Annotated in this window: 22 protein-coding genes and 1 tRNA gene; 10 read left to right on the forward strand and 13 right to left on the reverse strand. The window is 63.4% G+C overall.

What is annotated here, in order from left to right; translation table 11 throughout:
* Window positions 1-44: 44 nt before the first annotated feature.
* From EN861_RS00910 to EN861_RS00935, 6 genes are all read left to right on the forward strand, one after another.
* Complete coding sequence (locus tag EN861_RS00910; RefSeq protein ID WP_135861871.1) at window positions 45-803, forward strand: FadR/GntR family transcriptional regulator; 759 nt, start codon at window positions 45-47, stop codon at window positions 801-803.
* Complete coding sequence (locus tag EN861_RS00915) at window positions 800-1,585, forward strand: SDR family oxidoreductase (protein WP_135861873.1); 786 nt, start codon at window positions 800-802, stop codon at window positions 1,583-1,585. Before EN861_RS00910 ends, EN861_RS00915 begins: the two co-directional genes overlap by 4 nt.
* Window positions 1,586-1,660: 75 nt before the next feature.
* The gene (locus tag EN861_RS00920) at window positions 1,661-2,905 is read left to right on the forward strand and encodes a sugar ABC transporter substrate-binding protein (protein ID WP_135861875.1); all 1,245 of its coding nucleotides are present in this window, start codon (window positions 1,661-1,663) and stop codon (window positions 2,903-2,905) included.
* A gap of 90 nt (window positions 2,906-2,995) precedes the next feature.
* On the forward strand, window positions 2,996-3,850 hold the full coding sequence (locus tag EN861_RS00925; RefSeq protein WP_127275847.1) for a sugar ABC transporter permease: 855 nt from the start codon (window positions 2,996-2,998) through the stop codon (window positions 3,848-3,850).
* Complete coding sequence (locus EN861_RS00930; RefSeq protein ID WP_135861877.1) at window positions 3,847-4,689, forward strand: carbohydrate ABC transporter permease; 843 nt, start codon at window positions 3,847-3,849, stop codon at window positions 4,687-4,689. Before EN861_RS00925 ends, EN861_RS00930 begins: the two co-directional genes overlap by 4 nt.
* Window positions 4,690-4,697: 8 nt before the next feature.
* Window positions 4,698-5,723 carry an ABC transporter ATP-binding protein gene (locus EN861_RS00935; RefSeq protein WP_135861879.1) on the forward strand — a complete coding sequence of 342 codons (1,026 nt, stop codon included), beginning with the start codon at window positions 4,698-4,700 and terminating at the stop codon, window positions 5,721-5,723.
* A gap of 53 nt (window positions 5,724-5,776) precedes the next feature.
* Here EN861_RS00935 and EN861_RS00940 read toward each other — a convergent pair whose 3' ends face one another.
* Window positions 5,777-7,846 carry an FAD-dependent oxidoreductase gene (locus EN861_RS00940; RefSeq protein WP_135861881.1) on the reverse strand — a complete coding sequence of 690 codons (2,070 nt, stop codon included), beginning with the start codon at window positions 7,844-7,846 and terminating at the stop codon, window positions 5,777-5,779.
* A gap of 225 nt (window positions 7,847-8,071) precedes the next feature.
* On the opposite strand from EN861_RS00940, the gene argE reads away from it, so the two are divergent.
* Window positions 8,072-9,229 (forward strand): acetylornithine deacetylase, encoded by a 1,158-nt coding sequence (gene argE, locus EN861_RS00945; RefSeq protein WP_127870876.1) that lies wholly within the window; start codon window positions 8,072-8,074, stop codon window positions 9,227-9,229.
* A gap of 15 nt (window positions 9,230-9,244) precedes the next feature.
* Here the strand turns inward: argE and EN861_RS00950 are convergent, their stop codons facing one another.
* The 5 genes from EN861_RS00950 to EN861_RS00970 are packed head-to-tail and all read right to left on the reverse strand — an operon-like array spanning window position 9,245 to window position 14,175.
* Window positions 9,245-10,180: a LysR family transcriptional regulator gene (locus EN861_RS00950; RefSeq protein WP_135861883.1), complete on the reverse strand. Its 936-nt coding sequence runs from the start codon at window positions 10,178-10,180 to the stop codon at window positions 9,245-9,247.
* Between the two features lie 48 nt (window positions 10,181-10,228).
* Window positions 10,229-11,719 carry an aldehyde dehydrogenase gene (locus tag EN861_RS00955; RefSeq protein ID WP_127870875.1) on the reverse strand — a complete coding sequence of 497 codons (1,491 nt, stop codon included), beginning with the start codon at window positions 11,717-11,719 and terminating at the stop codon, window positions 10,229-10,231.
* Window positions 11,720-11,738: 19 nt separating this feature from the next.
* Window positions 11,739-12,413, reverse strand: a complete 675-nt coding sequence (locus tag EN861_RS00960; RefSeq protein ID WP_127870874.1) for a DUF1028 domain-containing protein — start codon at window positions 12,411-12,413, stop codon at window positions 11,739-11,741.
* Entirely contained in the window at window positions 12,410-12,856 is a 447-nt protein-coding gene (locus EN861_RS00965) for a RidA family protein (RefSeq protein ID WP_127870873.1), read from the reverse strand. Before EN861_RS00965 ends, EN861_RS00960 begins: the two co-directional genes overlap by 4 nt.
* 44 nt (window positions 12,857-12,900) lie before the next feature.
* Window positions 12,901-14,175: an NAD(P)/FAD-dependent oxidoreductase gene (locus EN861_RS00970; RefSeq protein ID WP_135861884.1), complete on the reverse strand. Its 1,275-nt coding sequence runs from the start codon at window positions 14,173-14,175 to the stop codon at window positions 12,901-12,903.
* A gap of 387 nt (window positions 14,176-14,562) precedes the next feature.
* Here EN861_RS00970 and EN861_RS00975 point away from each other — a divergent pair, with 387 nt between their 5' ends.
* On the forward strand, window positions 14,563-16,182 hold the full coding sequence (locus EN861_RS00975) for a GMC family oxidoreductase N-terminal domain-containing protein (RefSeq protein WP_135861887.1): 1,620 nt from the start codon (window positions 14,563-14,565) through the stop codon (window positions 16,180-16,182).
* A 323-nt stretch (window positions 16,183-16,505) separates the two neighbouring features.
* Here EN861_RS00975 and EN861_RS00980 read toward each other — a convergent pair whose 3' ends face one another.
* From EN861_RS00980 to EN861_RS00990, 3 genes are all read right to left on the reverse strand, one after another.
* A complete protein-coding gene (locus EN861_RS00980; RefSeq protein WP_245511674.1) occupies window positions 16,506-17,264 on the reverse strand; it encodes an ABC transporter ATP-binding protein in 759 nt (252 codons plus the stop codon).
* A 122-nt stretch (window positions 17,265-17,386) separates the two neighbouring features.
* Window positions 17,387-18,190 (reverse strand): ABC transporter permease, encoded by an 804-nt coding sequence (locus EN861_RS00985; protein WP_127870869.1) that lies wholly within the window; start codon window positions 18,188-18,190, stop codon window positions 17,387-17,389.
* A 92-nt stretch (window positions 18,191-18,282) separates the two neighbouring features.
* The gene (locus tag EN861_RS00990; protein WP_127870868.1) at window positions 18,283-19,266 is read right to left on the reverse strand and encodes an ABC transporter substrate-binding protein; all 984 of its coding nucleotides are present in this window, start codon (window positions 19,264-19,266) and stop codon (window positions 18,283-18,285) included.
* 404 nt (window positions 19,267-19,670) lie between these two features.
* Here EN861_RS00990 and EN861_RS00995 point away from each other — a divergent pair, with 404 nt between their 5' ends.
* A complete protein-coding gene (locus EN861_RS00995; protein ID WP_127276936.1) occupies window positions 19,671-19,928 on the forward strand; it encodes a hypothetical protein in 258 nt (85 codons plus the stop codon).
* Window positions 19,929-19,933: 5 nt separating this feature from the next.
* On the opposite strand, the gene EN861_RS01000 is transcribed toward EN861_RS00995, so the two are convergent.
* Window positions 19,934-20,170 (reverse strand): hypothetical protein, encoded by a 237-nt coding sequence (locus tag EN861_RS01000; RefSeq protein WP_127276934.1) that lies wholly within the window; start codon window positions 20,168-20,170, stop codon window positions 19,934-19,936.
* A 206-nt stretch (window positions 20,171-20,376) separates the two neighbouring features.
* On the opposite strand from EN861_RS01000, the gene EN861_RS01005 reads away from it, so the two are divergent.
* Window positions 20,377-21,096, forward strand: a complete 720-nt coding sequence (locus EN861_RS01005) for a Crp/Fnr family transcriptional regulator (RefSeq protein ID WP_127276932.1) — start codon at window positions 20,377-20,379, stop codon at window positions 21,094-21,096.
* A gap of 11 nt (window positions 21,097-21,107) precedes the next feature.
* On the opposite strand, the gene EN861_RS01010 is transcribed toward EN861_RS01005, so the two are convergent.
* The 3 genes from EN861_RS01010 to EN861_RS01020 form a co-directional block, all read right to left on the reverse strand.
* Window positions 21,108-21,329, reverse strand: coding sequence for a hypothetical protein (locus EN861_RS01010; RefSeq protein ID WP_127870867.1), 222 nt, complete (start codon window positions 21,327-21,329; stop codon window positions 21,108-21,110).
* 43 nt (window positions 21,330-21,372) lie between these two features.
* On the reverse strand, window positions 21,373-21,564 hold the full coding sequence (locus EN861_RS01015; RefSeq protein ID WP_245464296.1) for a hypothetical protein: 192 nt from the start codon (window positions 21,562-21,564) through the stop codon (window positions 21,373-21,375).
* A 201-nt stretch (window positions 21,565-21,765) separates the two neighbouring features.
* Window positions 21,766-21,842, reverse strand: a tRNA-His gene (locus EN861_RS01020).
* Between the last annotated feature and the right edge of the window lie 26 nt (window positions 21,843-21,868).

Below are 21,868 nucleotides of genomic sequence, written 5' to 3' on the forward strand. Positions count from 1 at the left end.
TATGTTTGGGACAATCGTGCTAGGCAGCCAAAAGAGGATCCCGAATGGCCACAGAAGCAGCACGCAAATCGATTTTCGCCGTGAAGCCCGCGAGCCCATCACGCCTCGCGGATGGGGTCTCAGATGCAATCGCAGCGGCGCTGTTCGACGGGCGCATCGCCCCTGGCGAGGCGTTGCCGCCGGAAGGCGAGATCGCCCGGGAGTTCGGCGTCTCCAAGCCGATTGCACGCGAGGCGCTGCGCCAGCTGACCAGCGCGGGCCTGGTGTCGACGCAGCAAGGCAAGGTCGCGCGCGCCAAGGCGCTCAGTGGCGAGCCTATGGACCGCATCTATGCCTATGCCGTCCGTTCAAGCCTGACGCGGCTTCAGGAAGCCAACGAGATGCGCCGGGTCATCGAGGTCGGCATCGCCCGGCTTGCCGCCGAGCGCCGCGATCCGCGGGGGCTGGACCTGATGCGCCAGGCTTTGCTCGACATGCGGGCCGGCATTGGCAAGCCGGGTGATTTCACGCAGGCCGACATCATGTTCCACCTCGGCCTCGCGACAGCCACTGGAAATTCCATGATCCGCATCCAGATGGAAGGGATGCGTTCGGTCCAACGGGAGGTTTCGGAGCTGTTCTCACGACGCTCCAATCGCACCGAGGCGGATTGGCGCGCCACCGTTGAACGGCACCAGGCAATCCATGACGCGATCGCGGCGGGCGACACCGACCTCGCGGACCGGCGCGTCCACGAACACTTCGACGCGGCCGACATCGCTTCGTTCGAGGTCGCCGACAAGCTCGGGGAGCCGTCGCCTTGAGCCAGGACCGTTTTTCCCTTGCCGGTCGTCGAGCGCTGGTCACCGGCGCCAGCTCCGGCATCGGGCGCGCGGTTGCGATCGCCCTTGCCCAGCAGGGGGCCACGGTCGCGCTGCACCATTTCGGCGACGCCGCCGGAGCGCGCGACACGGCTGCGGCCATCGGTCTCGGCACCGTTGTGCACGAGGCCGATTTCACCGACAGCAGGGCAATGTCGGCCTTTGCGGACGAAGTCGGCAACGGCGCCATCGACATCCTGGTCTCGAACGGCGCGATCGAGCGACGCCGTGCCTGGGGCGAAGTCGACGAAGCGCATATCCAGGCACATGTCGCGGCCAACTTCACGGCCCTGTTCACCTTGGCCACGCGGCTGGTTCCAGCCATGGCAAAGCGCGGATGGGGGCGCGTGGTGGCGACCGGCAGCGTGATGGCGAGGCGGCCGCGCGCCGAAACGATCGTCTACGCGTCGCTGAAGGCGGCGCAACTGACGGCGGTGCGCGCCATGGCGCGTGACGTCGCGCCTCATGGCGTCACCATGAATGTGGTGTCGCCCGGCGCGATCGAGACGGAGGCCACCGCCGAGCGGTACCGGGACGCCGCTTTCCGCCAGGCGGTTGCGGCGAAGATTCCCGCCGAACGCCACGGCCAGCCCGACGACGTCGTCGGCGCTTTCGTTTTCCTGTGCAGCGATGCGGCCCGCTACATCACCGGTGCCGACATCCCCGTCGATGGCGGTTGGACGATCGGTGACGCGCCCGGTGCCTTGCCAGGAGCGACAGCATGACCACACGCCGCCGGCCGGGCCATTGATATCGCGCCCACAGTTGTTGAGTGACCATCAGCGTTTCGGGAGGAAATCATGAAGACCGCAATCAAGCTCGCACTATCGGCCGTGGCGCTGTGCGCCCTATCGGCACAGTCGATGGCCCAGGAACTCCGGATGACGGTGTGGACCGGCAACGAGGCCCATCTCAAGATGCTGAACGGCATCGCCGCGGGTTTCATCGCCAAGCACCCGGGCGTCACGGTGAAGTTCGAGACCGTTCCGGTCGCCGACTATACGCAGAAGCTCACCTTCCAGGTCGCCGGCGGTAACGCCCCCGATATCGCCTGGATGATGGAAGATGCCGCACCGGCCTTCGAGAACGCCGGCCTACTCATGGACATCGGCCCGACGCTGAAGGCGACCGAGGGATACAATTTCGAGGATTTCTCCGAGCCGGCGATGGCGCTCTGGCAAAAGGACGGCAAGGTCTACGGCATGCCGTTCTCGACCTCGCCTTTCCTGATTTACTACAACAAGGACATGTTCGACAAAGCGGGTCTCGAAGATCCCAACCAGCTTGCCGCGAAGGGCGAGTGGAACATGCAGAAATTCCAGGAGGTCGCCAAGAAGGTCACCGACGCCAATCCCGGCAAATGGGGCTTCGAGTTCAAGGACGGCGAAGGCTATGCATCGCGCATGACGCACGCCTTGCTGCCACCCGTGCGCGCCTATGGCGGCGATCTGTGGGCCAACGGCCAGTGCGGCCTGGATAAGCCGGAAGCGGTGGCCGCCGTCAAGCAGCTCCACGACATGGTGTTCAAGGACAAGTCGATCGTGCCGCCGGGGGAACAGGGCGACTATTTCTCCGGCAATTCGGCGATGACCGTGAACCAGATTTCGCGAGCCTCGAAGATGCCCGAGGCGGGTTTCAAATGGGGCATCGCTCCGCTGCCTTCGGGACCTGCCGGCGAGGCTCCGGTCATCGGCCAGGCCGCGCTGACCGTCTTTGCATCGGGCAAGAACACGGAGCTCGCCGCCCAGTTGGTCGCCGAGATGACCAGCAGGGACAATGTGGCTGTCATGGCGCAGTTCTTCCCGCCGGCCCGCAAGAGCGTTCTGGAGAGCAACGCCTTTGTCAATTCCAACAAGCTGATCCCGCCGGAACAGATGAAGAGCGTGGCCGCTGCGATCGTCAACGGCCGCGTCCATCCCTCGCATGAGCATGTGCCGCAGATCTTCGCGGCGATGGCGCCGCGCGTCGACGCGTTGTGGCGGGCCGACGCCAATGTCGAAGACGCGCTGAAGGGCGTCTGCGCAGCCATCCAGCCGCTGCTCTGACAGGGGCTCCGCTTCGTGGCCGGCAAGGCATTCCGGGACAATGCGGCGCGCGCTGCGGGCGCGCCGTGGTTGACCTTGAAGACCAGGGAAATGCTTGAAGCGTGGCTGTTCGTCAGCCCGACACTGATCGGCTTCCTGATCTTCTTCCTCGGCCCGCTGGTCGCCATTTTCTACTATTCGACGACCGAGTGGAACCTGCTCAGCCAGCAGGCGACGTTCGTCGGGCTCCGCAATTTCCACAACGTCCTGCTGGAGAATCCCGACTTCTGGCATGTCGTGCGCAATTCCGTGATCTTCGCGCTGGGGCTCGTGCCCCTGAACATGGCACTGGCGCTCTCGCTTGCGCTGGCGCTGTCGCGGCCGTTCTTCGGCGTCGTCTTCTTTCGCACGGTATTCTTCGCGCCGGTGGTCACGTCGGCGATTGCCTGGGCGATCGTCTGGAAATTCATGCTGCAAGGTGAAGGCGGCGCCGTGAACCAGATGCTGGCCTGGATCGGCATAAACGGTCCGAACTGGCTGCGCGAGCCCAACTGGGCGATGGCGGCGGTCATCGTCACCCGCGTCATCAAGATGGTCGGGCTCAACATGATCCTCTACATCGCGGCGCTGCAGTCGATACCGCGCGACTACGAGGAAGCGGCGACGCTGGAAGGCGCTTCGCGCTGGCAGGTCTTCCGCATGATCACCTGGCCGCTGCTTGCGCCAACGACGCTCGTCATCATGGTTCTGACGACGATCGGGTCGTTCAAGGTGTTCGACCACATCTACCAGATGACCGGCGGCGGCCCGGAAAACGGCACGCTGGTACTGGCGTTCTACATCTACCAGCAGGGCTTCAAATTCTTCAACGTCGGCTACGCGGCCGCACTGGCGCTGATCATGTTCGTCATCGTCATGGCGCTGACCCTGGTGCAGGTGATGCTGCGGCGGAGGGATATGGAGTGACCGCGCGCCGGACCGAGATCCTCTATCGTATCTGCTGGACCGTGGCCCTGCTGCTGCTGGCGGTGCCCTTCGTGTTCCCGTTCCTGTGGATGATTTCCGGTGGCTTCAAGAGCACCACCGAAATCTTCGGCACGCCGACCTTGATCCCGCGCATCTGGCGCTTCGAGAATTTTGTCGAAGTGTTCACCTATCAGCCCTTCGCGCGGCAGTATTTCAACTCGCTCTACATTGCCGCGACGGTGACGGTGCTGACCCTGTTCATCGCCTCGCTGGCAGGCTATGCGCTGGCGCGCATCCGTTTTGCGGGTGCGGGTCTTTTGATGCTGTTCCTGGTGATGGCGCTGATGGTGCCGGAGGAGGTCACCATCATCCCGAACTTCTTCCTGATCCGCGCCATGGGCCTGATCGACACGCACTGGCCGCTCGTCCTGCTGCCGGTCTTCGGCCCGCAGGGCGTGGTGGCGACGTTCCTGATGCGCCAGTTCTTCCTGGCGCTGCCCAAGGAACTCGAGGATGCCGGCAAGATGGATGGACTATCGCGCTTCGGCGTCTGGTTGAAGATCGCGCTGCCCATGTCGCGGCCGGCGCTTGCCGCGGTCGCGATCATCACTTTCCTGCATTCGTGGAACCTGTTCCTCGAACCGCTGATCTTCCTCAGCTCGCTGGAGAAGTTCACGCTGCCGCTGGCGCTGTCCAATTTCAACGACAGCTACGGCCTGCCCCTGTGGAACCTGCAACTGGCGGCGACGAGCCTGGCGGTGGTTCCCATCCTCATCATCTATCTGATCGCCCAGCGCCAGATCATCGAGAGCTTCGCCCTCTCCGGCGTCAAGGGATAAGGGACGTCATGACAAAGGTTCTGCTCAAGGACATCCGCAAGAATTTCGGTACTGTCGAGGTCATCCGCGGCGTCGACCTCGAGATCGAGGATGGCGAGTTCGTGGTCTTCGTCGGTCCGTCGGGATGCGGGAAGTCGACGCTGCTGCGGCTGATCTCCGGCCTTGAGCATATCAGCGACGGCGAACTCCACATTGGCGGCCGCCTGGTCAACGAGGTGCCGGCGGCCAGGCGCGGCGTGGCCATGGTGTTCCAGTCCTACGCGCTCTATCCGCACCTGACGGTCCGCGACAACATGGGTTTCGGTCTCAAGGTCCGCAAAGTGCCGGCCAGTGAACGCGCCCGCCGCGTCTCTGAAGCCGCCGCGACGCTGAAGCTCGAACCGTTGCTCGACCGTTTCCCGCGTCAGTTGTCGGGCGGACAGCGCCAGCGCGTGGCCATCGGCCGGGCCATCGTCGGCAATCCGGACGTCTTCCTTTTCGACGAGCCGCTCTCGAACCTCGATGCCGAACTGCGTGTCCACATGCGCTCCGAGATCGCGGCGTTGCACCAACGCCTGTCGACGACGATGATCTATGTGACCCACGACCAGATCGAGGCCATGACGCTTGCCGACAAGATCGTGGTGTTGCGCGACGGCAGGATCGAACAGGTCGGCTCGCCCCGCGACCTCTACGACAGCCCGCGGACCATCTTCGTCGCTCAGTTCATCGGCAGCCCCAAGATGAACATTCTGCCACTTGCCGACGGACAGCCGATCGCGCTTGGCGCGTCGGTCCCCGCGACGGCCACGTCGGTCGGCATTCGACCCGAGCACCTGTCGCTGGGCCAGCCCTCGAACAGCACGTTGCGCGGCAAGGTAGGGCTGGCGGAATATACCGGCGCCGTCACGCTGCTCCATGTCGCGCTGGATGGGGGCCAGACCTGCCTCGTCATCCACAATCAAGGACCGGCGCCCGAAACCGGCGCCGAGGTCGGCCTGCGGGCCGAACCCGGACATCTGCATTTCTTCGACAAGGAAGGACGGGCGGTCTGATATCTGCCGCGCGATCAAGCAGCGCGACGCTCCTGCGATCCGTGCCTTACGATCTATCCCGCCGCCAGCGCCGTGACTTCCCGCCGAAACGGCAATGCGTCGCCGATGTCGGGTTCGTCCAGCTCGCGGGCGAAGCGGTGGCCGGCATAGGTTGCCCATGCGATGGGCCCCGGTGCTTCGGCGTCGCCGATGACCTTGACCGAACGGATGCCATTGTCGGCCCACTCGTTTTCCCGGACCTTGAGATCGCGCCAAACGGCGTCGTCCTGATTGCGAGAGGTGACCAGGACGACGGCGTCCGCCGCCAGATTCTGCGTTGCGCCGGTGTAGACGCAAGCCGTCACGACACCGCCTGAAGCGACACTCACGACGCTCCTGTTGAGCACGATATCGACCCCGAGCTCCGCCAGGCGGCGGTGGATGGCCCCCTGCTCCAGCGTGTTGCGGGTCCAGTCCGAGACATAGGCCGATGGCGTCACCAAGGTCACCTTCGTTCCCTGACGGGCCATCAGCTCGGCGAGTACGCCGCCCATGTAGTAGTGGTCGTCGTCGAACAGCACGACCTTGCCGCCTGGTACCTTGCCGGCCATCAGATCATCGGGCGTATGAACCGACATCGCGGCGTCGATCGGCATCGGCACGACATGGGCACGCGCGACGCCATCGCGGCGCCAGGTCGATCCGGTGGCGATGGCGACGTTCTGGAAGCCGAAGGACAGGATGTCATCCGCCGTCAGCCGGCTTTCGAAATAGATGTCGACATCAGGCATCTGGCCGAGCTGATGCTGCCGATAGTCGCGCACCCTGCCCCAGGCGGACAGGCCTGGAAGTTTGCTTTCGCGCGCCACGCGCCCGCCAAGCTCGGTACCTGCTTCCGCGATGGCCACCTTGTAGCCGCGCATGCCGAGCGCACGCGCGGCCTCCAGTCCGGCAGGCCCGGCGCCGACGATCAGCACGCTGTCGCTGTCGCCCTTGGCCTGCATGCGCTCCGGATGCCAACCCTTGCGCCATTCCTCCATGAAGGTCGGGTTTTGCGTGCAGCGCGAGATCGACATGGTCATGTCGCCGGTGATGCAGATGTTGCAGCCAATGCATTCGCGGATGTCCTCGATGCGGCCCTCCTCGACCTTCCTCGGCAGGAAGGGATCGGCGATCGACGGGCGGGCGCAACCGATGAAGTCGAGCGTGCCTGACCTGATCATTCTCACCATCACGTCGGGCGAGGTGAAGCGGCCGACGCCGACGACCGGCTTCGAGGTCAGCTTCTTGATGCCCGACACCAGGTTTTCCTGCGCCGCCTCTTCCTTGAAGCGCGACGGGCCGGAGCAATCCTCCCAGGCGCCGTGCGCGAGATCCCACAGATCGGGCAGGTCGGCATGCATCTCGATCATGTCGCGGACTTCCGAATTGGCAAAGCCGAGCTCGCCGATCATCTCGTCCAGCGACAGCCTGAGCGTCAGGCCGCAGGTGTCGCCGATCGCGTCGCGCCCTTCCTCGATCAGCTCGCGCATCAGCCGCGAACGGTTTTCCAGCGAGCCGCCATATTCGTCGCCGCGCTGGTTGGTGGCCGTCGACAGGAAATGCTGGATGATGCCGAAACCGTGCGCGCCATAGAGGCACACCAGGTCGAAACCCGCCTGCTTCGCGCGTTTGAAGGCATTGCGGTGCCAGCGACGCAGGTCGCGGATGTCCTGCTTGTCCATGGCGCGTGCCTGCACCGGATCGTTGGTGAAGGTGCGGATCGGCAGGGCCGACGGCCCTCGCGGCACCTCCTTGGTGTAGAGGTTGGGACCGTTGATCCCGGAATAGGCGAGCTGGATGCCGGCCAGCGCGCCGTGCTCGTGCATGGCTCTCGCCATCTTGGCCAAGGCCGGAATGTCGGCGTCGTCCCATAGCCGCAATTCGATGAAGGGCGTGATCTCGGAAGTGTGGTGCATCTCCGTCTGCTCGGTGAAGATGACGCCCCATCCGCCTTCCGACTTGATGCGGCGCATCTCGGCCGCGGCCGACGGATCTCGATAGCCGCCGCCATTACAATGCGGAACCTGATAGAAACGGTTCTTGGCCGTTACCGGACCTATCTTCATCGGCTCGAACAGGATGTCGTAGCGTTGGTCGCGCATGGTGCTTCCTCCGTGCCGGCCCGGCACTGCCGGTCCCGCCGAGACTACTCATAGATTGGAGCCGGCGCGGGAAAACTACGGATTTCTTCTGCGCCGATTAGGACGCGCCTAATCGCGCGCGCCGGCGCGGATTAGTCTGTGTTGAACCGGGGCTGAGCGAAATGCGACTTCAGGGCATTGGCGGCATGGTGCTAGACAGCCAGGACCTCACAGCGAGACTGGAACATGGACAGTATCAGGATACTCGAAAGGCTGATTGCATTCCCGACGGTGAGCCGCGACTCGAACCTCGACCTGATCGGCTATGTGACCGACTTGCTCGAAGCGAACGGCGTTGCCTGCCAGATCGTCCGCAGCGCGGACGGACACAAGGCCAACCTCTTTGCCACCATCGGCCCGGCCGACCGGCCCGGTGTCATGCTGTCGGGCCACACCGACGTCGTTCCCGTCGACGGCCAGAACTGGACGCTGCCGCCGTTCGAAATGACCGAGCATGACGGCAAGCTTTATGGACGCGGCGCTGCGGACATGAAGGGTTTTGTGGCCTGCGCGCTCGCGGCCTGCGTCAAGGCCTCCAAGATGGCGCTTCGGACGCCGCTGCATCTGGCGCTCTCCTATGACGAGGAAGTCGGCTGCCTGGGCGTGCGCGACCTGATCGAAATGCTGAGCGCGGCGCCGCAACGCCCGCTGCTGTGCATCGTCGGCGAGCCAACCAACATGCAGGTGGCGACCGGGCACAAGGGCAAGCTTGCCGCTCGCGCCATCTGCAGGGGACGCGAAGGCCATTCGGCGCTCGCCCCACTGGCGCTCAATGCCATCCATCTCGGCTGCGATTTCGTGCGCGCCTTGCGCGACGAACAGGAGCGGCTGGCCCGCGACGGCGCCCGCGACGGCGACTACGACATTCCCTACACGACGGTGCATGTCGGCAAGATCAATGCCGGCGTCGCGCTCAACATCGTGCCCAACCTGTGCCAGGTCGATTTCGAGATCCGCAACGTTGCCGCCGACAATGCCGCCGGCATTCTCGACAGGCTGCGCATTGCTGCGGCGCGCATCGCTGAGGACGCGGCTTCGATCGCGGCCGAGGCCGCGATCGAAATCGAGATCACCAATACCTATCCGGGCCTCGACACGCCGGCCGCATCGGCGGCGGTGGCTTTCGTCAAATCGCTGACTGGTGCCAACGACACGATGAAAGTCGCGTTCGGCACGGAAGGCGGCTTGTTCAGCCGCGATCTCGGCACGCCTGCCGTCGTCTGCGGGCCGGGCTCGATGGCGCAGGGACACAAGCCGGATGAATTTGTCAGCGTCGAACAGCTGCGGCGTTGCGACGGGATGCTGGACAGATTGCTGGAACGGCTCACGGACGGCTGGCCGTGATGCGAATGGCAGCCCTCACTTCACGATGCGTTCGGTGCCGAAGACACCCTGCTCGACGACGAAGCGGCGGCAGTGGTCGATGAAGGCCTGCACCGTCAGCGTGCGATGCTCGGCGTTGGGCAAGGCAATGCCTATGGTCAGCGGCCTGAGGTCCCCCAGCAAAGGCACGAAGACCAGCAATTTTCCGTCCGGCGACATGGTGTTGAGCGGCCGCATATTGGCGATACCGTAGCCGAAGCCATTGGCAACCATCGAGCGCATCACGGCGATGTCGCCGGTGCGCTCGACGATCTTGGGCCGCAGGCCCCTGGGCTGGAAAGCCGACAGGAAGTATTCGCGGCTGTAGGGCAGATCGAGCAGCACCATCGGCTCATCGACCAGTTCCTCGGGGGTGATGCCTGCCTTCGCCGCCAGGCGATGCGCGGCCGGAAGCATCACATAGGCCGGCAACTGCATCAGCGGCTCGAAGGTCATGTCCTGCGACAGCTCCAGATCGTAAGTCAGCGCGGTGTCTATCTCGCCACGCTGCAGCATCTCGAACAATTGGCCCTGGTTGCGTTCGAATTGCCGGACGCGCACATCGGGATAGGCATCCTCGAATTTCTTGCGCAGCGCCGGCAGCACGATCTGCGCGAAAGTGAGCAGGCAGCCGATCGCCAGCGGTCCGCGCACCTTTTCGGCGATGTCGCCGGCAATGTCGTGCAGCGCGTCGGCATCATTGAGCAGCCGCGCGGCTTCCTTGAGAAACAGGCGTCCGCCCGCGGTGAGCGCCAGGGCATGCGAGTGCTTGCGCACGAAAAGCTGGACACCGAACTCGGCTTCGAGCTGAGCGATCGACGCCGAGATGGACGGCGGCGAGACATTCACCTGCTCGGCCGCCTTGGCGATCGAACCCGCTTCGCCAACGGCGACGAAATATTCGAGCTGTCTGAGCGTAAAGCGGAGCGGCATGGTTCTATGTTGCCGGTTTGCGGCTGGTGATCAAGTCGCGGCCACTCCTCAGTACTTGATCCAGGTGGTCTTCAGCGCGGTGTATTTGTCCAGCGCGTGCAGCGACAGGTCGCGCCCGAAACCGGACTGCTTGAAACCGCCGAAGGGAGTCATCGGGCTCAGCGCATCGACGGTATTCACGGAAACCGTGCCCGCGCGCAGCCTTTCCGCGAGGCGATGCGCCCGCGACAGGCTGTCGGTCCACAGCGATGCAGCCAGGCCGTAGACACTATCGTTGGCGATGCGAAGCGCCTCGTCTTCGGTGTCGAAGGCGATCACCGACAGAACCGGACCGAAGATCTCGTCGCGGGCAAGCGGGTCGTCGGGCGACACGTTGTCGAAGATCGTGGGCTGCACGAAACTGCCGCGCCCATCGACGGCGACCCGGTCGCCGCCGGTCACCAGCCGTGCCGACTTCCTGCCGCCATCGATGAAACGCATGACGGTCGCGGCGTGGCGCGCGTCCACCATCGCACCCATCCTGGATGCTGGGTCGAGCGGATCGCCGGGCTGGGTCGCGGTTGCGCGCTCTGCCAGTTTCTCGACCAGCGCATCCTTGATGCCGCGTTCCACCAGAAGCCGGGAATTGGCCGAGCAGACCTGTCCCTGGTTGAAGAAGATGCCGAAGGCGGCCATGTCGGCGGCCGCATCCAGATCGCCGCAATCCGCGAACACCAGATTGGGGCTCTTGCCACCGGTCTCCAGCCAGACCTGCTTCATGTTCGACTGGCCGGAATATTGCAGGAACATCTTGCCGACAGCGGTCGACCCCGTGAAGGCGAGGCAATCCACATCCATGTGGCGGCCAAGCGCCTGGCCAGCCGTCTCGCCGAGGCCGGGCACGACATTGAGCACGCCGGCGGGCAGGCCCGCCTCCATGGCAAGCTCGGCCAGCCTGAGCGCCGAGAATGGCGATTGCTCGGCGGGTTTCAGCACCACCGAATTGCCAGCGGCTAGCGCGGGCGCGCATTTCCAGGTCGCCATGTCGAGCGGAAAGTTCCACGGCACAACGGCGCCCACGACCCCAAGCGGCTCACGCCGCACCAAGGCGAGGTCACCCCGGCCCGTCGGCGCCACCTCGTCATAGACCTTGTCTATCGCTTCGGCGTACCACTGGAAGATCGCCGCCGACCCCGGCACGTCGATTGTCGCCGCGTCCTTGATCAGCTTGCCCATGTCCAGCGATTCCAGCAGCGCCAGCTCCTGCAGGTTCTCGCGCAGCAATTCCGCCAGCCGCAGCAGCACCTGCTTGCGATGCTGAGGGCTCGCTCGCGACCAGACGCCAGCCTCAAAACTGCGCCGCGCCACAGCGACCGCGAGGTCGATGTCCTCTTCGCCGCAGGAAGCAACCTCGGCGAGCGTTGCGCCCGTGGCCGGATTGATGCTGGCGAAGGTCCGGCCAGAGCGGGCGGGCACCGCCTTGCCGTCGATGAACGCCCTGTCGCGAAAGCGGATCGCCGACGCCTTGCCGATCCAATCCTTATGACTGAGTTCGCTCATGCTGGCTCCAGATGTCGGACTATTCGTCACCGGGAACGCCATAGCTTGGCGCACCGGACGGATTGAGAGCGCGCGTGACATAGGCGTCGAGCTGGGGCTTGTAGATCTCCCACAGCGCCGCCAACTGCTCGATCGGGCAGTCCTCGGTCCAGTCGCAACGCAGGTCCGCGACCGGCCATGAAACATCGCGCACCAGCTTCATGCCGGCGGAGCGGACAGGTCCCGCCTCCCCGCCTGCATCGAGCGCGGCCCGCATGGTGGCGATCAGCCGGTCGCCGAGATCGCCTTCGGAGGCGAGAAAGGCGTCGACCATGGCTTGCGGAACCCTGTCGCTGGCAAGCAGATTGCCGCCGCAGGCGACGTCCTCGCCGCGCGCCTCGGCCCAGATGCCGAGTGCTTTCGGTCCCGAATGGATTGCGCTGCCGCCGGCCGCGTCGACCGCCAGCACCTGCCGGTATTCGCTGAAAGCGGCCGTGCGCTTCAGAATCGCGACGGCTTCAGCGGCGGAGGCACCTCGCGCCATCAGCTCCAGCGCCCGTGGCCCGAGCGTCGGGTCCGTGACGTTCTGGCTGGCAACCGCGCCGACGCCGGCCTGCGCGTAGGCGCAGCGGGCCGCGACGGCGGGAGACGACGAGGACACCGCCACTCCGAACATGCCTGTGCGCCGGCACCGCGCGACGATGGAGAAGGTCATGGCCTAGTCCGGGATGATGGCTGTGCATCATCCGGGATTACGGCGGTGCCGTCGATCTCGACCAGCCATTCCGGCCGCGCCAGGGCCGATACGACAAGGCCGGTCGAAACCGGATGCACGCCTTTGATGTATTCGCCCATTGTCCGGTAGACGGCTTCGCGATGGCGCACGTCTGTCAGATAGATCACCACCTTGACCAGATGCTCCATCGTGCCGCCGCATTCCTCTATGAGCTGCTTGATGTTCTGCATGACCTTGTGGGTCTGCTCGACCGGATCGTGGCTGCCGATGTTTTTGGCGGTGTCGAGATCCTGCGGGCACTGGCCGCGCAGATAGATCGTGCGGCCACCTCGCGTGACGACCGCCTGGCACAGATCGTTGTCGAGCTTCTGCTCGGGATAGGTATCCTTGGTATTGAAGGTGCGAATTCGCGTATGCGCCATATTGGTCTCCATCAGGTCGGGCTCGCGGCGGTCGTCGGCTTTGGTCAGGCGTCCACTGGCTCGCGCTTCGCGGCGGCGTCGTAGGCCAGATATTTGCGCTGCGTCGAAATACGGTCGGCCACGTGCTTGGCGTCGTGCCAGACGCCCCAGATAAAACTGGAACCCCTTCTCGATTGCCAGGGCAAGCCCAGGAAATAGATTCCGGGTTCCGTCGAGACGCCGCGCTGGTGCCTTGGCCTTCCCTTCTCGTCAAAGGCATCGACCTTCAGCCAACTGTAATCGGCGGCAAAACCCGTCGCCCAGATGATCGCCGCTATCCCCGCCTCGGCCAGGTGCAGTTCGCGGATCGGATTGGTCATGCATTCGGGATCCGGTTCGATCCGTCGGGCAGCGGGCTCTTCGGGAAGGTCGAGACCGTTGCGCGCCACATAGGCGTCGGCCTCGTCCAGCAGCGACATCAGATTGGCGTCGCCGCGGGCAATGTTCTTCGCAAGATCAGGCGCGAAGCTCATCAGCCCGTCCTGATAGGTCCTTGTCATGCCGACCAAGGTGAGCCCTTGCTTCGCCAGACGGCGGAAATCGATCGTTTCGCCGCCGCGCGCGCCGCTCACCGCGATCGTCACATGTTCCGTGCCGGGTCCGGGGGTTTCGAGGTCCCATTTGCCGAGAACACCCAGCCACCAGCAGAAGTCGCGCCCGCGATAGGCCCGCGGCGGGCGATCGTGCGGGCCGACCGAGAGGTAGACGCGCTTGCCAGCGCGCTGGAGTTCGTCGGCGATCTGCACGCCCGAGGATCCCGCGCCGACCACCAGCACCGAGCCTTTTGGCAGCTGATCGGGATTGCGGTAGGCGCTGGAATGGATTTGCAGGATGCCTGCCTCCTTGGGGACGAGAGGCGGGATGACGGGGACCTGGAAGGGTCCGGTCGCGGCGACGATGCTGTTTGCCTCGATCAGGCCATCGGACGTCTCGACGCGGAATCCGGGCCGGCCGACATTTCTTTGCACAAGCCTGACCTCGACGCCGCTACGGATCGGCGCATCGATCTGCTTTGCGTAAGCGACAAAATAGTCGGCAACCTCCTCCTTGGAGGGAAAGCCATCGGGACCCGTAATCGGAAACTCCATGCCCGGGAAGCGGTCGTGCCAGGCCGGGCCATTGGCGACCAGGGAATCCCACCGCTGCGAGCGCCAGCGCTCGGCAATGCGGCCGCGTTCTAGAACGAGATGAGGCACCCCGCACTTGCTCAGGTGCTCGCTCATGGCCACTCCCGCCTGGCCGCCGCCAACAACAAGCGTGTCTATCGTCTCAACCGACATGCCCAGTCCTCTCCTGACCATCCGACAGCTCCTGCCGCACGGGACGAAAGCCGATTTCCGGCGGCTGGCAGACGCAGCCCGGCGTGATCCATTTCGCCGTGTCCCGGACAAACCGCTTGCGCCATCCGGTCTCGCTATTGGCGCTCACAAGTAGCAGCACGTGCCGGTGGGCGCCCATAACGAATCTCCGAAGTCACGCGTAACCATTTCCGAATTTCTCGCGCCGACAGACGCATCTACAGTTTCAGCGATGGGGTCCGCGGCGCCGCATGGCGTGGCGGGCGAAGCCGGGCATGGGTCGGCACGGAACTGGTTGCGGAACAGGATGCGCTACCGCGGCGGCCCGTTCCGCAATGCCTCGCGCGCCGGCATTCTCGAGGGGCTGCCATGAAGGCTGAACGCTATGATCACATTGTCGTCGGCGCGGGTTCGGCCGGCTGCGTGGTGGCCAATCGGCTGAGTGCCGATCCCTCGGTCAGAGTGTGCCTGATAGAGGCAGGCGGCAGCGACAACAGCCTGCGGGTCAGCGTGCCGGCAGGCATTCTGTCGCTCTATGGCAACCCGAACTACGACTATTGTTTCGTCGGCCTGCCACAGCCCCATCTCAACAACCGCAGCATTCCGGTAAACCGGGGCAAGGCGCTGGGTGGATCGAGCTCGATCAACTCCATGGTCTATATTCGCGGCGCCGCGCAGGATTATGACGAATGGGCCGGGCTCGGCTGCGCCGGATGGGCCTACAGCGACGTGCTGCCCGTGTTCAGGAAACTGGAGCGCAATCTGGTCGCCCAGGACCCGCGCTACCACGGCACGGACGGCGAGCTTATGGTCGACAATCCGCGCGATCCAAACGTGCTTTCGGGCATGTTCGTCAAGGCCGGTGAAAATGCCGGCCTGCCCGCCAACGCAGATTTCAATGCCGAGGGCCAGTTCGGCCTCGGCATCTACAACGTCACGCAGAACCGGGGCCAGCGCTTCAGCAGCTTCACCGCTTTCATGCGTCCGGTGCTCAATCGCAAGAACTTGACCCTGCTCAGCGCATGCGAGGTGATCGACCTTGTCATCGCCGAAGGGCGCGCGACTGGACTGCGCGTGCGCCATGACGGCCAGGAGAAAATGCTCTCGGCCAGCCACGAGATCGTGCTCTGTGCCGGAGCCATCAACTCGCCCAAGATCCTGATGGCGTCCGGCATCGGCCCCGCGGACGAGTTGCGGCGGATCGGCATCACGCCAGTTCTCGACCTGCCCGGCGTCGGCAAGAACCTGCAGGACCACATAGACGGCATGATCACCGTGCGCTCCAGGAGCACCAGGACGCTCGGCCTGTCGCTTGCCAACCTGCCCCGCATCGCGGCAGCACCGTTCCAGTATTTCGCGCGCCGCAAGGGCATGCTCACCACCAATTATGTCGAGGCTGGCGGCTTTGCGAAAACCAGGCATGCGAACGGCCTGCCCGACATTCAGTTCCACTTCGTGCCGGGCTATCGCAGCCACCGCGGCAGGCTCATCGAATATGGCCATGGCTATGCCATTCATACCTGCGTGCTGAGGCCGAAAAGCGTGGGCGAGATCAGGCTGTCACGCGACAGCTCCCGCCGGGACGTCCTGATCGACCACCGCTTCTTCACGCATGAAGACGACGCCACGGTGCTTGTCGAAGGCATCAAGATCGCGCGCAAAATCCTCGCCGCATCCGAGTTCGATCCGGTGCGTGGCAAGGAAATGCTTCCTGGCAAGGACGTTCGCAGCGATGACGAGATCCTCGCCTATCTGCGCGCCGAAGCGCTGACCGTCTACCACCCTGTCGGGACCTGCAAGATGGGAACGGACGCGATGGCGGTCGTTGATCCGGCGACGCTGAAAGTGCGCGGCGTGGACGGGCTCCGGGTCGCGGATGCGTCGGTCATGCCGAAGCTGATCGGCGGCAACACGAACGCGCCAAGCATGATGATCGGACAGAAGGTTTCCGAAATGATCCTCGGCTCGGCACATCGCGGTGGCAAGTAGGCCATCGCTGTTCTGGTGAACCGTCGCAAACGTCCAGAATTGTCTTAAGCCCTCCCAAACGTCGTCATTCCAGGGCGGAGCAGGAGCGAAGCTCCGTCGCGCAGACCCTGGAATCCATGCCGTGACGCCGAGGCGTTGCCACGGTGAAGAATTCTGCCCCGCTGCGTCGCTCGGCCAAGGTCACGGAATGGATCCTCGGGTCTCCGCGTCCGCTTCGCTCCCGCTCCGCCCGTGGATGACGAAGCAGAGAGGCTTCGGCCAATTCCCAGCATCCGCGCTGAAAGCCTGCAGCCTTTTCAGAGGCCCCATGTCGAGAGACTGGTTCAGTGGTCCTCGTCGATCTCGTCATGCAAGAGGCCGAGGATGCGGCGCTTGAGCGCGATGAACTCGGGTTCGAGGATCACGTCCATCGAGCGCGGCCTGGGGATCTCGACCTTGATCTCGGCCTTGATCTTGCCGGGCCGGGCCGTCATCACCAGAACGCGATCGCCCAGGACAAGCGCCTCGTCTATATCGTGGGTAACAAACAGCACCGTCTTCTGCTGCCGCTCCCAGACGCGCAAGAGCAGTTTCTGCATGGTGCCGCGCGTCTGGCTGTCCAGGGCGCCGAAGGGCTCGTCCATCAACAGAACGGCCGGGTCGTTGGCAAGGGCACGCGCAATCGCCACGCGTTGCTTCATGCCGCCGGAAAGCTGAGCGGGGTAGTGGTCGGCAAAGGGCGCGAGGCCGACCTCGTCGAGATACTGGTCGACGATCTGCTTGCGCTGCCCCGCCGGCAGACCCTTGCGCCTGGGCCCATATTCGATGTTGGCGCGCACCGTGAGCCAGGGAAACAAGGTGTAGCTCTGGAACACCATGCCTCTGTCGGGGCCAGGCTCGATCACTTCCCTGCCATCGACCTTGATGCTGCCCGAAGTCGCGTCATTGAGGCCGGCCGCAAGGTAGAGCAGGCTGGATTTGCCGCATCCCGAAGGGCCGACGATGACGCAGAATTCATTCCTTGCCACCCCCAGCGACACATCGTCCAGCGCCAGCACGCCGTTGGCGTCGCCGTAACGCAATGTCACGTCTTCGATGGCCATCGTCGTGCCGGTCGGGCGCGGATCGCCGGTCGTCGAGGCCGTGCCGGCCAGATTTTTCGCCTTGATGGTTTCGGTCATTGCCATCCTTGATCCGACTGCGGTTTGCGAGCTTGCGTTCAAAATCAGGGTGCCCATGGCGCGACCCTCGCCCGGACAAGACGGAACGCCGTGTCGGTTATGAGGCCGAGAAGGCCGATGGCGGCGATCGCCATGAAGATCACATCGACCTGAAAACCTCGCATCGCCTTCAGGCTGATGTAGCCAAGGCCGCTCGACGCGGCGACGAGTTCGGCCACCACCAGATAGGTCCAGGCCCAGCCCATGGTGACGCGAAGCGTGTCGAGGATCGCTGGAAGCGCTGCGGGGAAAATGACGTGCCACACGGCTTCGCTGCGCTTCGTGCCGAGGGTGTAGGAGGCGTTGACCAGATCCCTGGATACGCCGCGCGCGCAGTCGGAAATCATCACGAGCTGCTGGAAGAAGGTGCCGAAGAAGATCACTGCTATGCGCTGCTCGATGCCGATGCCGATCCAGAGGATGAACAGGGGCACGAACGAGGTCACGGGCAAGTATCGGATGAAGTTGACCAGGGGCTCGAGCGGCGCCTGCACCACCCGGTAGGTCCCCATCCACAGTCCCAGCGGCACCGAGATCAGCGAGGAGACGATGAAGCCCAGGATCACCACCTTGGCACTGGTCAAGGTGTGGTAGAAAAGGCTGCCGTCCAAAGACATGCGATAGGTCGTCTGCAGCACGGTTCCGGGCGTCGGCAGGAACATGTTCGGCACGACGCGGCCATAGGACAGCAAAGCCCAGCCGCCGATCACGACCACCCACATCGCCAGGGCCAGCGTTGTCGCCGTGCTGGCGGGAATGTTGGCGAATGGGGTCGTCAGGCGCGTCCACGCCGTCCGCCTCTGTGCCATGGGATGGTCTCCGTTGATCTTCTGAAGCGCGAAGTTCTGGCCTGTCGGAAACCGGGTTCGGCCCACACGGACCGACCCGGCTTCCCGAAGGCTCACTGTTCCCTGATGAAATCGGTGTCGAGGATTGTCTTCGCGTCGATCGTCATCTTGAGCTTGCCGGCCTTGCCCCAGATGTCCTGCGCGAAGTTCACCAGGTCGGACGCCTCGCTCTTCTGCGGCGTGCCGAAGAATTCCAGGTTGCGATCGCGGTCGTAATAGCGCACGCCCTTGGCGCCGGCGGCGAAATCCTCGGGCTTTTCGAGATAGCCGCCAATGCCCTTGGCCATGATCTCATAGGCCTTTTCCGGATTGGTCTTGATGTATTCGACCGCCTTGTAATAGCCCTTGACGAGGGCCTTCACGTCTTCGGGATGCTTTTCGATCAGATCGCATTTGAGGGCGATCACATCGACGATCAGGCCGGGGGTGGTCGTGGAATCGATCAGCACCTTGCCCTTGCCGCCCTTGCGGACTTCGGTGAGGTGAGGCTCCCAGGTCACCGCGGCGGGAACCTGGCCGGCGATGAAGGCGGTCGCCGCGTCATCGGCGGTCATGTTGGTGATGGTGACGTCGTCCTCGGTCATGCCTTCCTTTTTCAGGAGCACGTTGAACCAGAATTCGGAAACGGAGCCCTCGTTCAAGGCCACTTGCTGGCCCTTCAGATCCTTGAGCGCCTTGACGTCGGGCTGCGTCACGACGCCATCACCGCCATGGCTGTCGTCCAGCGCCAGGACGTATTTGAAACAGAGATCGTCGGAGCGGTACTTCATCAGCTCGTCGACGGTGGAGGCGGCGCCATCGAGATCGCCGCCGGCGACCGCCGCCATGTAAAGTGCTGATTCTTCTATGATCTTCAGGTCGACATCGACGCCGGCCTCCTTGAAGTAACCAAGGTCGCGGGCAAGAAACAGCGGCCCGTAGCCCACCCAGGTCGTCATGCCAAGACGAATGGCGCCTGCGTTGGCTGGCGCCGCAAGCCCCAGGCCCAGCAGGCCTGCGCCGACCGCGCCCATCAGGCAATTTCGGAATGTCTTCATTGTCGTCGTTCCCCTATGGCTGTTGCCGACATCGGCCTCATGCAAGTGGCGTATGCCGGCTGTGTTTCGGCAGCCGCTCTTGTTTGGGCGTCGCCTCCCAGCGAGCCTTGCGTGTTTTAAGGTCCGCAAGAGAGCATCCGGACCGGATCGCAAAAAGAAGTCTTTTTCTGCCCATTGCTTCGTCGAAACCGAAGCGCGGTCGATAGCCAAATCGGCGACCTAGTGCCGGTCTTCATGCATGGATTGCGGGAGCCAGCCGTTTGGTTATTTTCGTACAAATGTTTTTTCGTGACACGCTGGGCGGGTGGTTTTATGAATCCGGTGATCGATCCGCGCGTCCGGCATGCCTTCTGGTGCGCAATGCCTGATCGCTTCGGGCCGGTTCGAGACCAAAGGTGACGCCCATGCGGGAATTGCCGAAAGACATTGACGCCGATGTGGTGATCGAAATCAGCAGGTTGCTGGACGACAGCGCTCTTTTCGCGCCTGTCCGGGTTCATGAACTCACAGCAAGGGTAAGGCAGAAAGTGAAGACGGGTTTGCCGGACCGTTCAATTGAAGAGCTGATCGTGGAAATGGCCTCCTTGCGTCGGTTGGCCATGGCCTTCGAGCTGCCTGGATCGGAAAATGTGGTGCAAATTCCAGAGCGACTCCTACGCTGACCGGGTCACGCGCTCCACAAGGCGGTCAGGACAAGCGACGCCTCGAGCACCTGGGCACCGGTCTCATTGCGCACCTTGACGGTGATCTTGACCAGGTCGCGATCCGGCATTTCGTCACGGGCGACATCCTGCAAAATGCGAATGGCTTCTGCTCTCGCTTGTTCTCGCGATTCGAACGGCTGGCCATCGTCGTCCGGCACGAGGCCATCGCCGTTATAAAGATCGAAATGATACCGTTTCATTTTCGGGCAGCCTTGGACATCTCTAGCGTGCTAAATACTTGGCGACGCTGGAGGTTCCCTGTCGGCTCCGGCGTTTGCGCCAGAATGGGCGCAGGCTGTCAAATGATAGTGTCCGCCATCTTCCGAAGGCCTAGGGTCCGAGCGCTATCCTTGCGTCCGAGACAGTTGGCGATCGGCGTTTCAACCCCGATCCCTTCGAGGCCATCATGTTAGAGTCTCTCTATCTGCAACTCGGCCAGCACGACACAGTGTCGGACGAAGAGAAGGCCTTGTTGGCCGAAACGGTTTGTTTCGGACGGGAGTTCGAAAAGGGGCAGGATCTGGTCAAGGCGGGGTCGCGGCCAACCTATAGCACCATGCTGCTGGATGGCTTGGCGGCACGCTATAAGGTGCTCGAGGACGGCGGCCGGCAGTTCACGTCCTTGCAGGTGCCCGGCGACTTTGTCGATCTCCACGCCTTTTTGCTCAAGACCATGGATCACGGCATCGTCGCGCTGTCGCCTTGCCGGGTGATGTTCGCGGATCACAACAAGCTGAAAGCCATTACCGAACAGGCCCCTCACCTGACCCGGTTGTTGTGGCTGGACACGCTGGTCGATGGCGCCATTCATCGCGAATGGATCGTGGCGATGGGCCGCCGTTCCAAGACCTCGCACCTGGCCCATCTCATGTGCGAATTGTTCGTGCGCCTGCAGGCGGTGAAACGCACCAACGGCATGAGCTTCCATCTACCGCTGTCACAGGCCGAAATGGCCGACGTGCTTGGGTTGTCGGTCGTGCACATGAACCGGGTGATCGGGGGCTTGAAAAAGATCAAGGTGATCACCTGGACGAACCATGTGGTCACCATTCTGGACTGGGACCAACTTGCCAGGCTTGCCGAGTTCGATCCCACCTATCTGAGCATCAACAACGAACCGAGATAAACAGGCTTGGCTCAATTTGCGGTGCTGCTGTTCTCGTCAAAAAACTGAATGCCCCGCACAGCAGCCTTCTTGGTGATCAAGCCTTTCAGATCCGCATCCGATCGCTCTGTGCCGGTCCGCTCCCGCAGCATGGCTATGGCGGCTTGCATCGACGAAAAGGGACGGTCCTGCAACTCGTCGAGGATGGCGTCCACCGACGCCGCGACGTTTGTCGGTTCGGGATTTATCGACATGGCCTTACGTCCGACTCGCCTGCCTAATCGGCATGGCAGGTGTTTAAAGGCGCTTGATACCACCCAGCTTCAAGCGAAGCCTTTGGCCCTCGGCATAGGCCAGGGCAAAGGATTCGAGGTCGAATTGGCAGGTCGTTTCCTCACCGCCGCCGATCACACGGACGAACCATTCACCGCAGCCTTCGACGACCTCGATCCGGGTTCCGACTTTGCTTTTGTGCTGGGTATCGTGCACGGCTTTCCTCGCAAGCATCAGCCAACGCGGGATTCTCGCACCAGAACGAGGTTCCGTCATTTAAATTTGATGTCTTTGCGCTGTACGAGTTTTGCCAAACCGTGCCGAGCCAATCTGTCGCGCCGGCGGCATAAAACGCGGCTCGCACAGGATTAGGCTCGGGAGCCCTAAACAGAAGATCCAATAGCTTGGCAAAGCCGATGGTACCGTTGGCTGGGATCGAACCAGCGACCTCCGGATCCACAATCCGGCGCTCTAACCATCTGAGCTACAACGGCACGTCTTAACGTTGGTAGCAGGATCG

The organism is Mesorhizobium sp. M8A.F.Ca.ET.218.01.1.1 (genome assembly GCF_004791165.1).
GTDB lineage: Bacteria > Pseudomonadota > Alphaproteobacteria > Rhizobiales > Rhizobiaceae > Mesorhizobium.

What these genes read in the sequence shown, in the direction of transcription:
- EN861_RS00910 (WP_135861871.1), top strand. Translation starts at nt 45, where the DNA reads ATGGCCACAGAAGCAGCACGCAAATCGATTTTCGCCGTGAAGCCCGCG.
- EN861_RS00920 (WP_135861875.1), top strand. Translation starts at nt 1,661, where the DNA reads ATGAAGACCGCAATCAAGCTCGCACTATCGGCCGTGGCGCTGTGCGCC.
- EN861_RS00925 (WP_127275847.1), top strand. Translation starts at nt 2,996, where the DNA reads ATGCTTGAAGCGTGGCTGTTCGTCAGCCCGACACTGATCGGCTTCCTG.
- EN861_RS00935 (WP_135861879.1), top strand. Translation starts at nt 4,698, where the DNA reads ATGACAAAGGTTCTGCTCAAGGACATCCGCAAGAATTTCGGTACTGTC.
- EN861_RS00940 (WP_135861881.1), bottom strand. Translation starts at nt 7,846, where the DNA reads ATGCGCGACCAACGCTACGACATCCTGTTCGAGCCGATGAAGATAGGT.
- argE (WP_127870876.1), top strand. Translation starts at nt 8,072, where the DNA reads ATGGACAGTATCAGGATACTCGAAAGGCTGATTGCATTCCCGACGGTG.
- EN861_RS00950 (WP_135861883.1), bottom strand. Translation starts at nt 10,180, where the DNA reads ATGCCGCTCCGCTTTACGCTCAGACAGCTCGAATATTTCGTCGCCGTT.
- EN861_RS00955 (WP_127870875.1), bottom strand. Translation starts at nt 11,719, where the DNA reads ATGAGCGAACTCAGTCATAAGGATTGGATCGGCAAGGCGTCGGCGATC.
- EN861_RS00960 (WP_127870874.1), bottom strand. Translation starts at nt 12,413, where the DNA reads ATGACCTTCTCCATCGTCGCGCGGTGCCGGCGCACAGGCATGTTCGGA.
- EN861_RS00965 (WP_127870873.1), bottom strand. Translation starts at nt 12,856, where the DNA reads ATGGCGCATACGCGAATTCGCACCTTCAATACCAAGGATACCTATCCC.
- EN861_RS00970 (WP_135861884.1), bottom strand. Translation starts at nt 14,175, where the DNA reads ATGTCGGTTGAGACGATAGACACGCTTGTTGTTGGCGGCGGCCAGGCG.
- EN861_RS00975 (WP_135861887.1), top strand. Translation starts at nt 14,563, where the DNA reads ATGAAGGCTGAACGCTATGATCACATTGTCGTCGGCGCGGGTTCGGCC.
- EN861_RS00980 (WP_245511674.1), bottom strand. Translation starts at nt 17,264, where the DNA reads ATGGCCATCGAAGACGTGACATTGCGTTACGGCGACGCCAACGGCGTG.
- EN861_RS00985 (WP_127870869.1), bottom strand. Translation starts at nt 18,190, where the DNA reads ATGGCACAGAGGCGGACGGCGTGGACGCGCCTGACGACCCCATTCGCC.
- EN861_RS00990 (WP_127870868.1), bottom strand. Translation starts at nt 19,266, where the DNA reads ATGAAGACATTCCGAAATTGCCTGATGGGCGCGGTCGGCGCAGGCCTG.
- EN861_RS00995 (WP_127276936.1), top strand. Translation starts at nt 19,671, where the DNA reads ATGCGGGAATTGCCGAAAGACATTGACGCCGATGTGGTGATCGAAATC.
- EN861_RS01000 (WP_127276934.1), bottom strand. Translation starts at nt 20,170, where the DNA reads ATGAAACGGTATCATTTCGATCTTTATAACGGCGATGGCCTCGTGCCG.
- EN861_RS01005 (WP_127276932.1), top strand. Translation starts at nt 20,377, where the DNA reads ATGTTAGAGTCTCTCTATCTGCAACTCGGCCAGCACGACACAGTGTCG.
- EN861_RS01010 (WP_127870867.1), bottom strand. Translation starts at nt 21,329, where the DNA reads ATGTCGATAAATCCCGAACCGACAAACGTCGCGGCGTCGGTGGACGCC.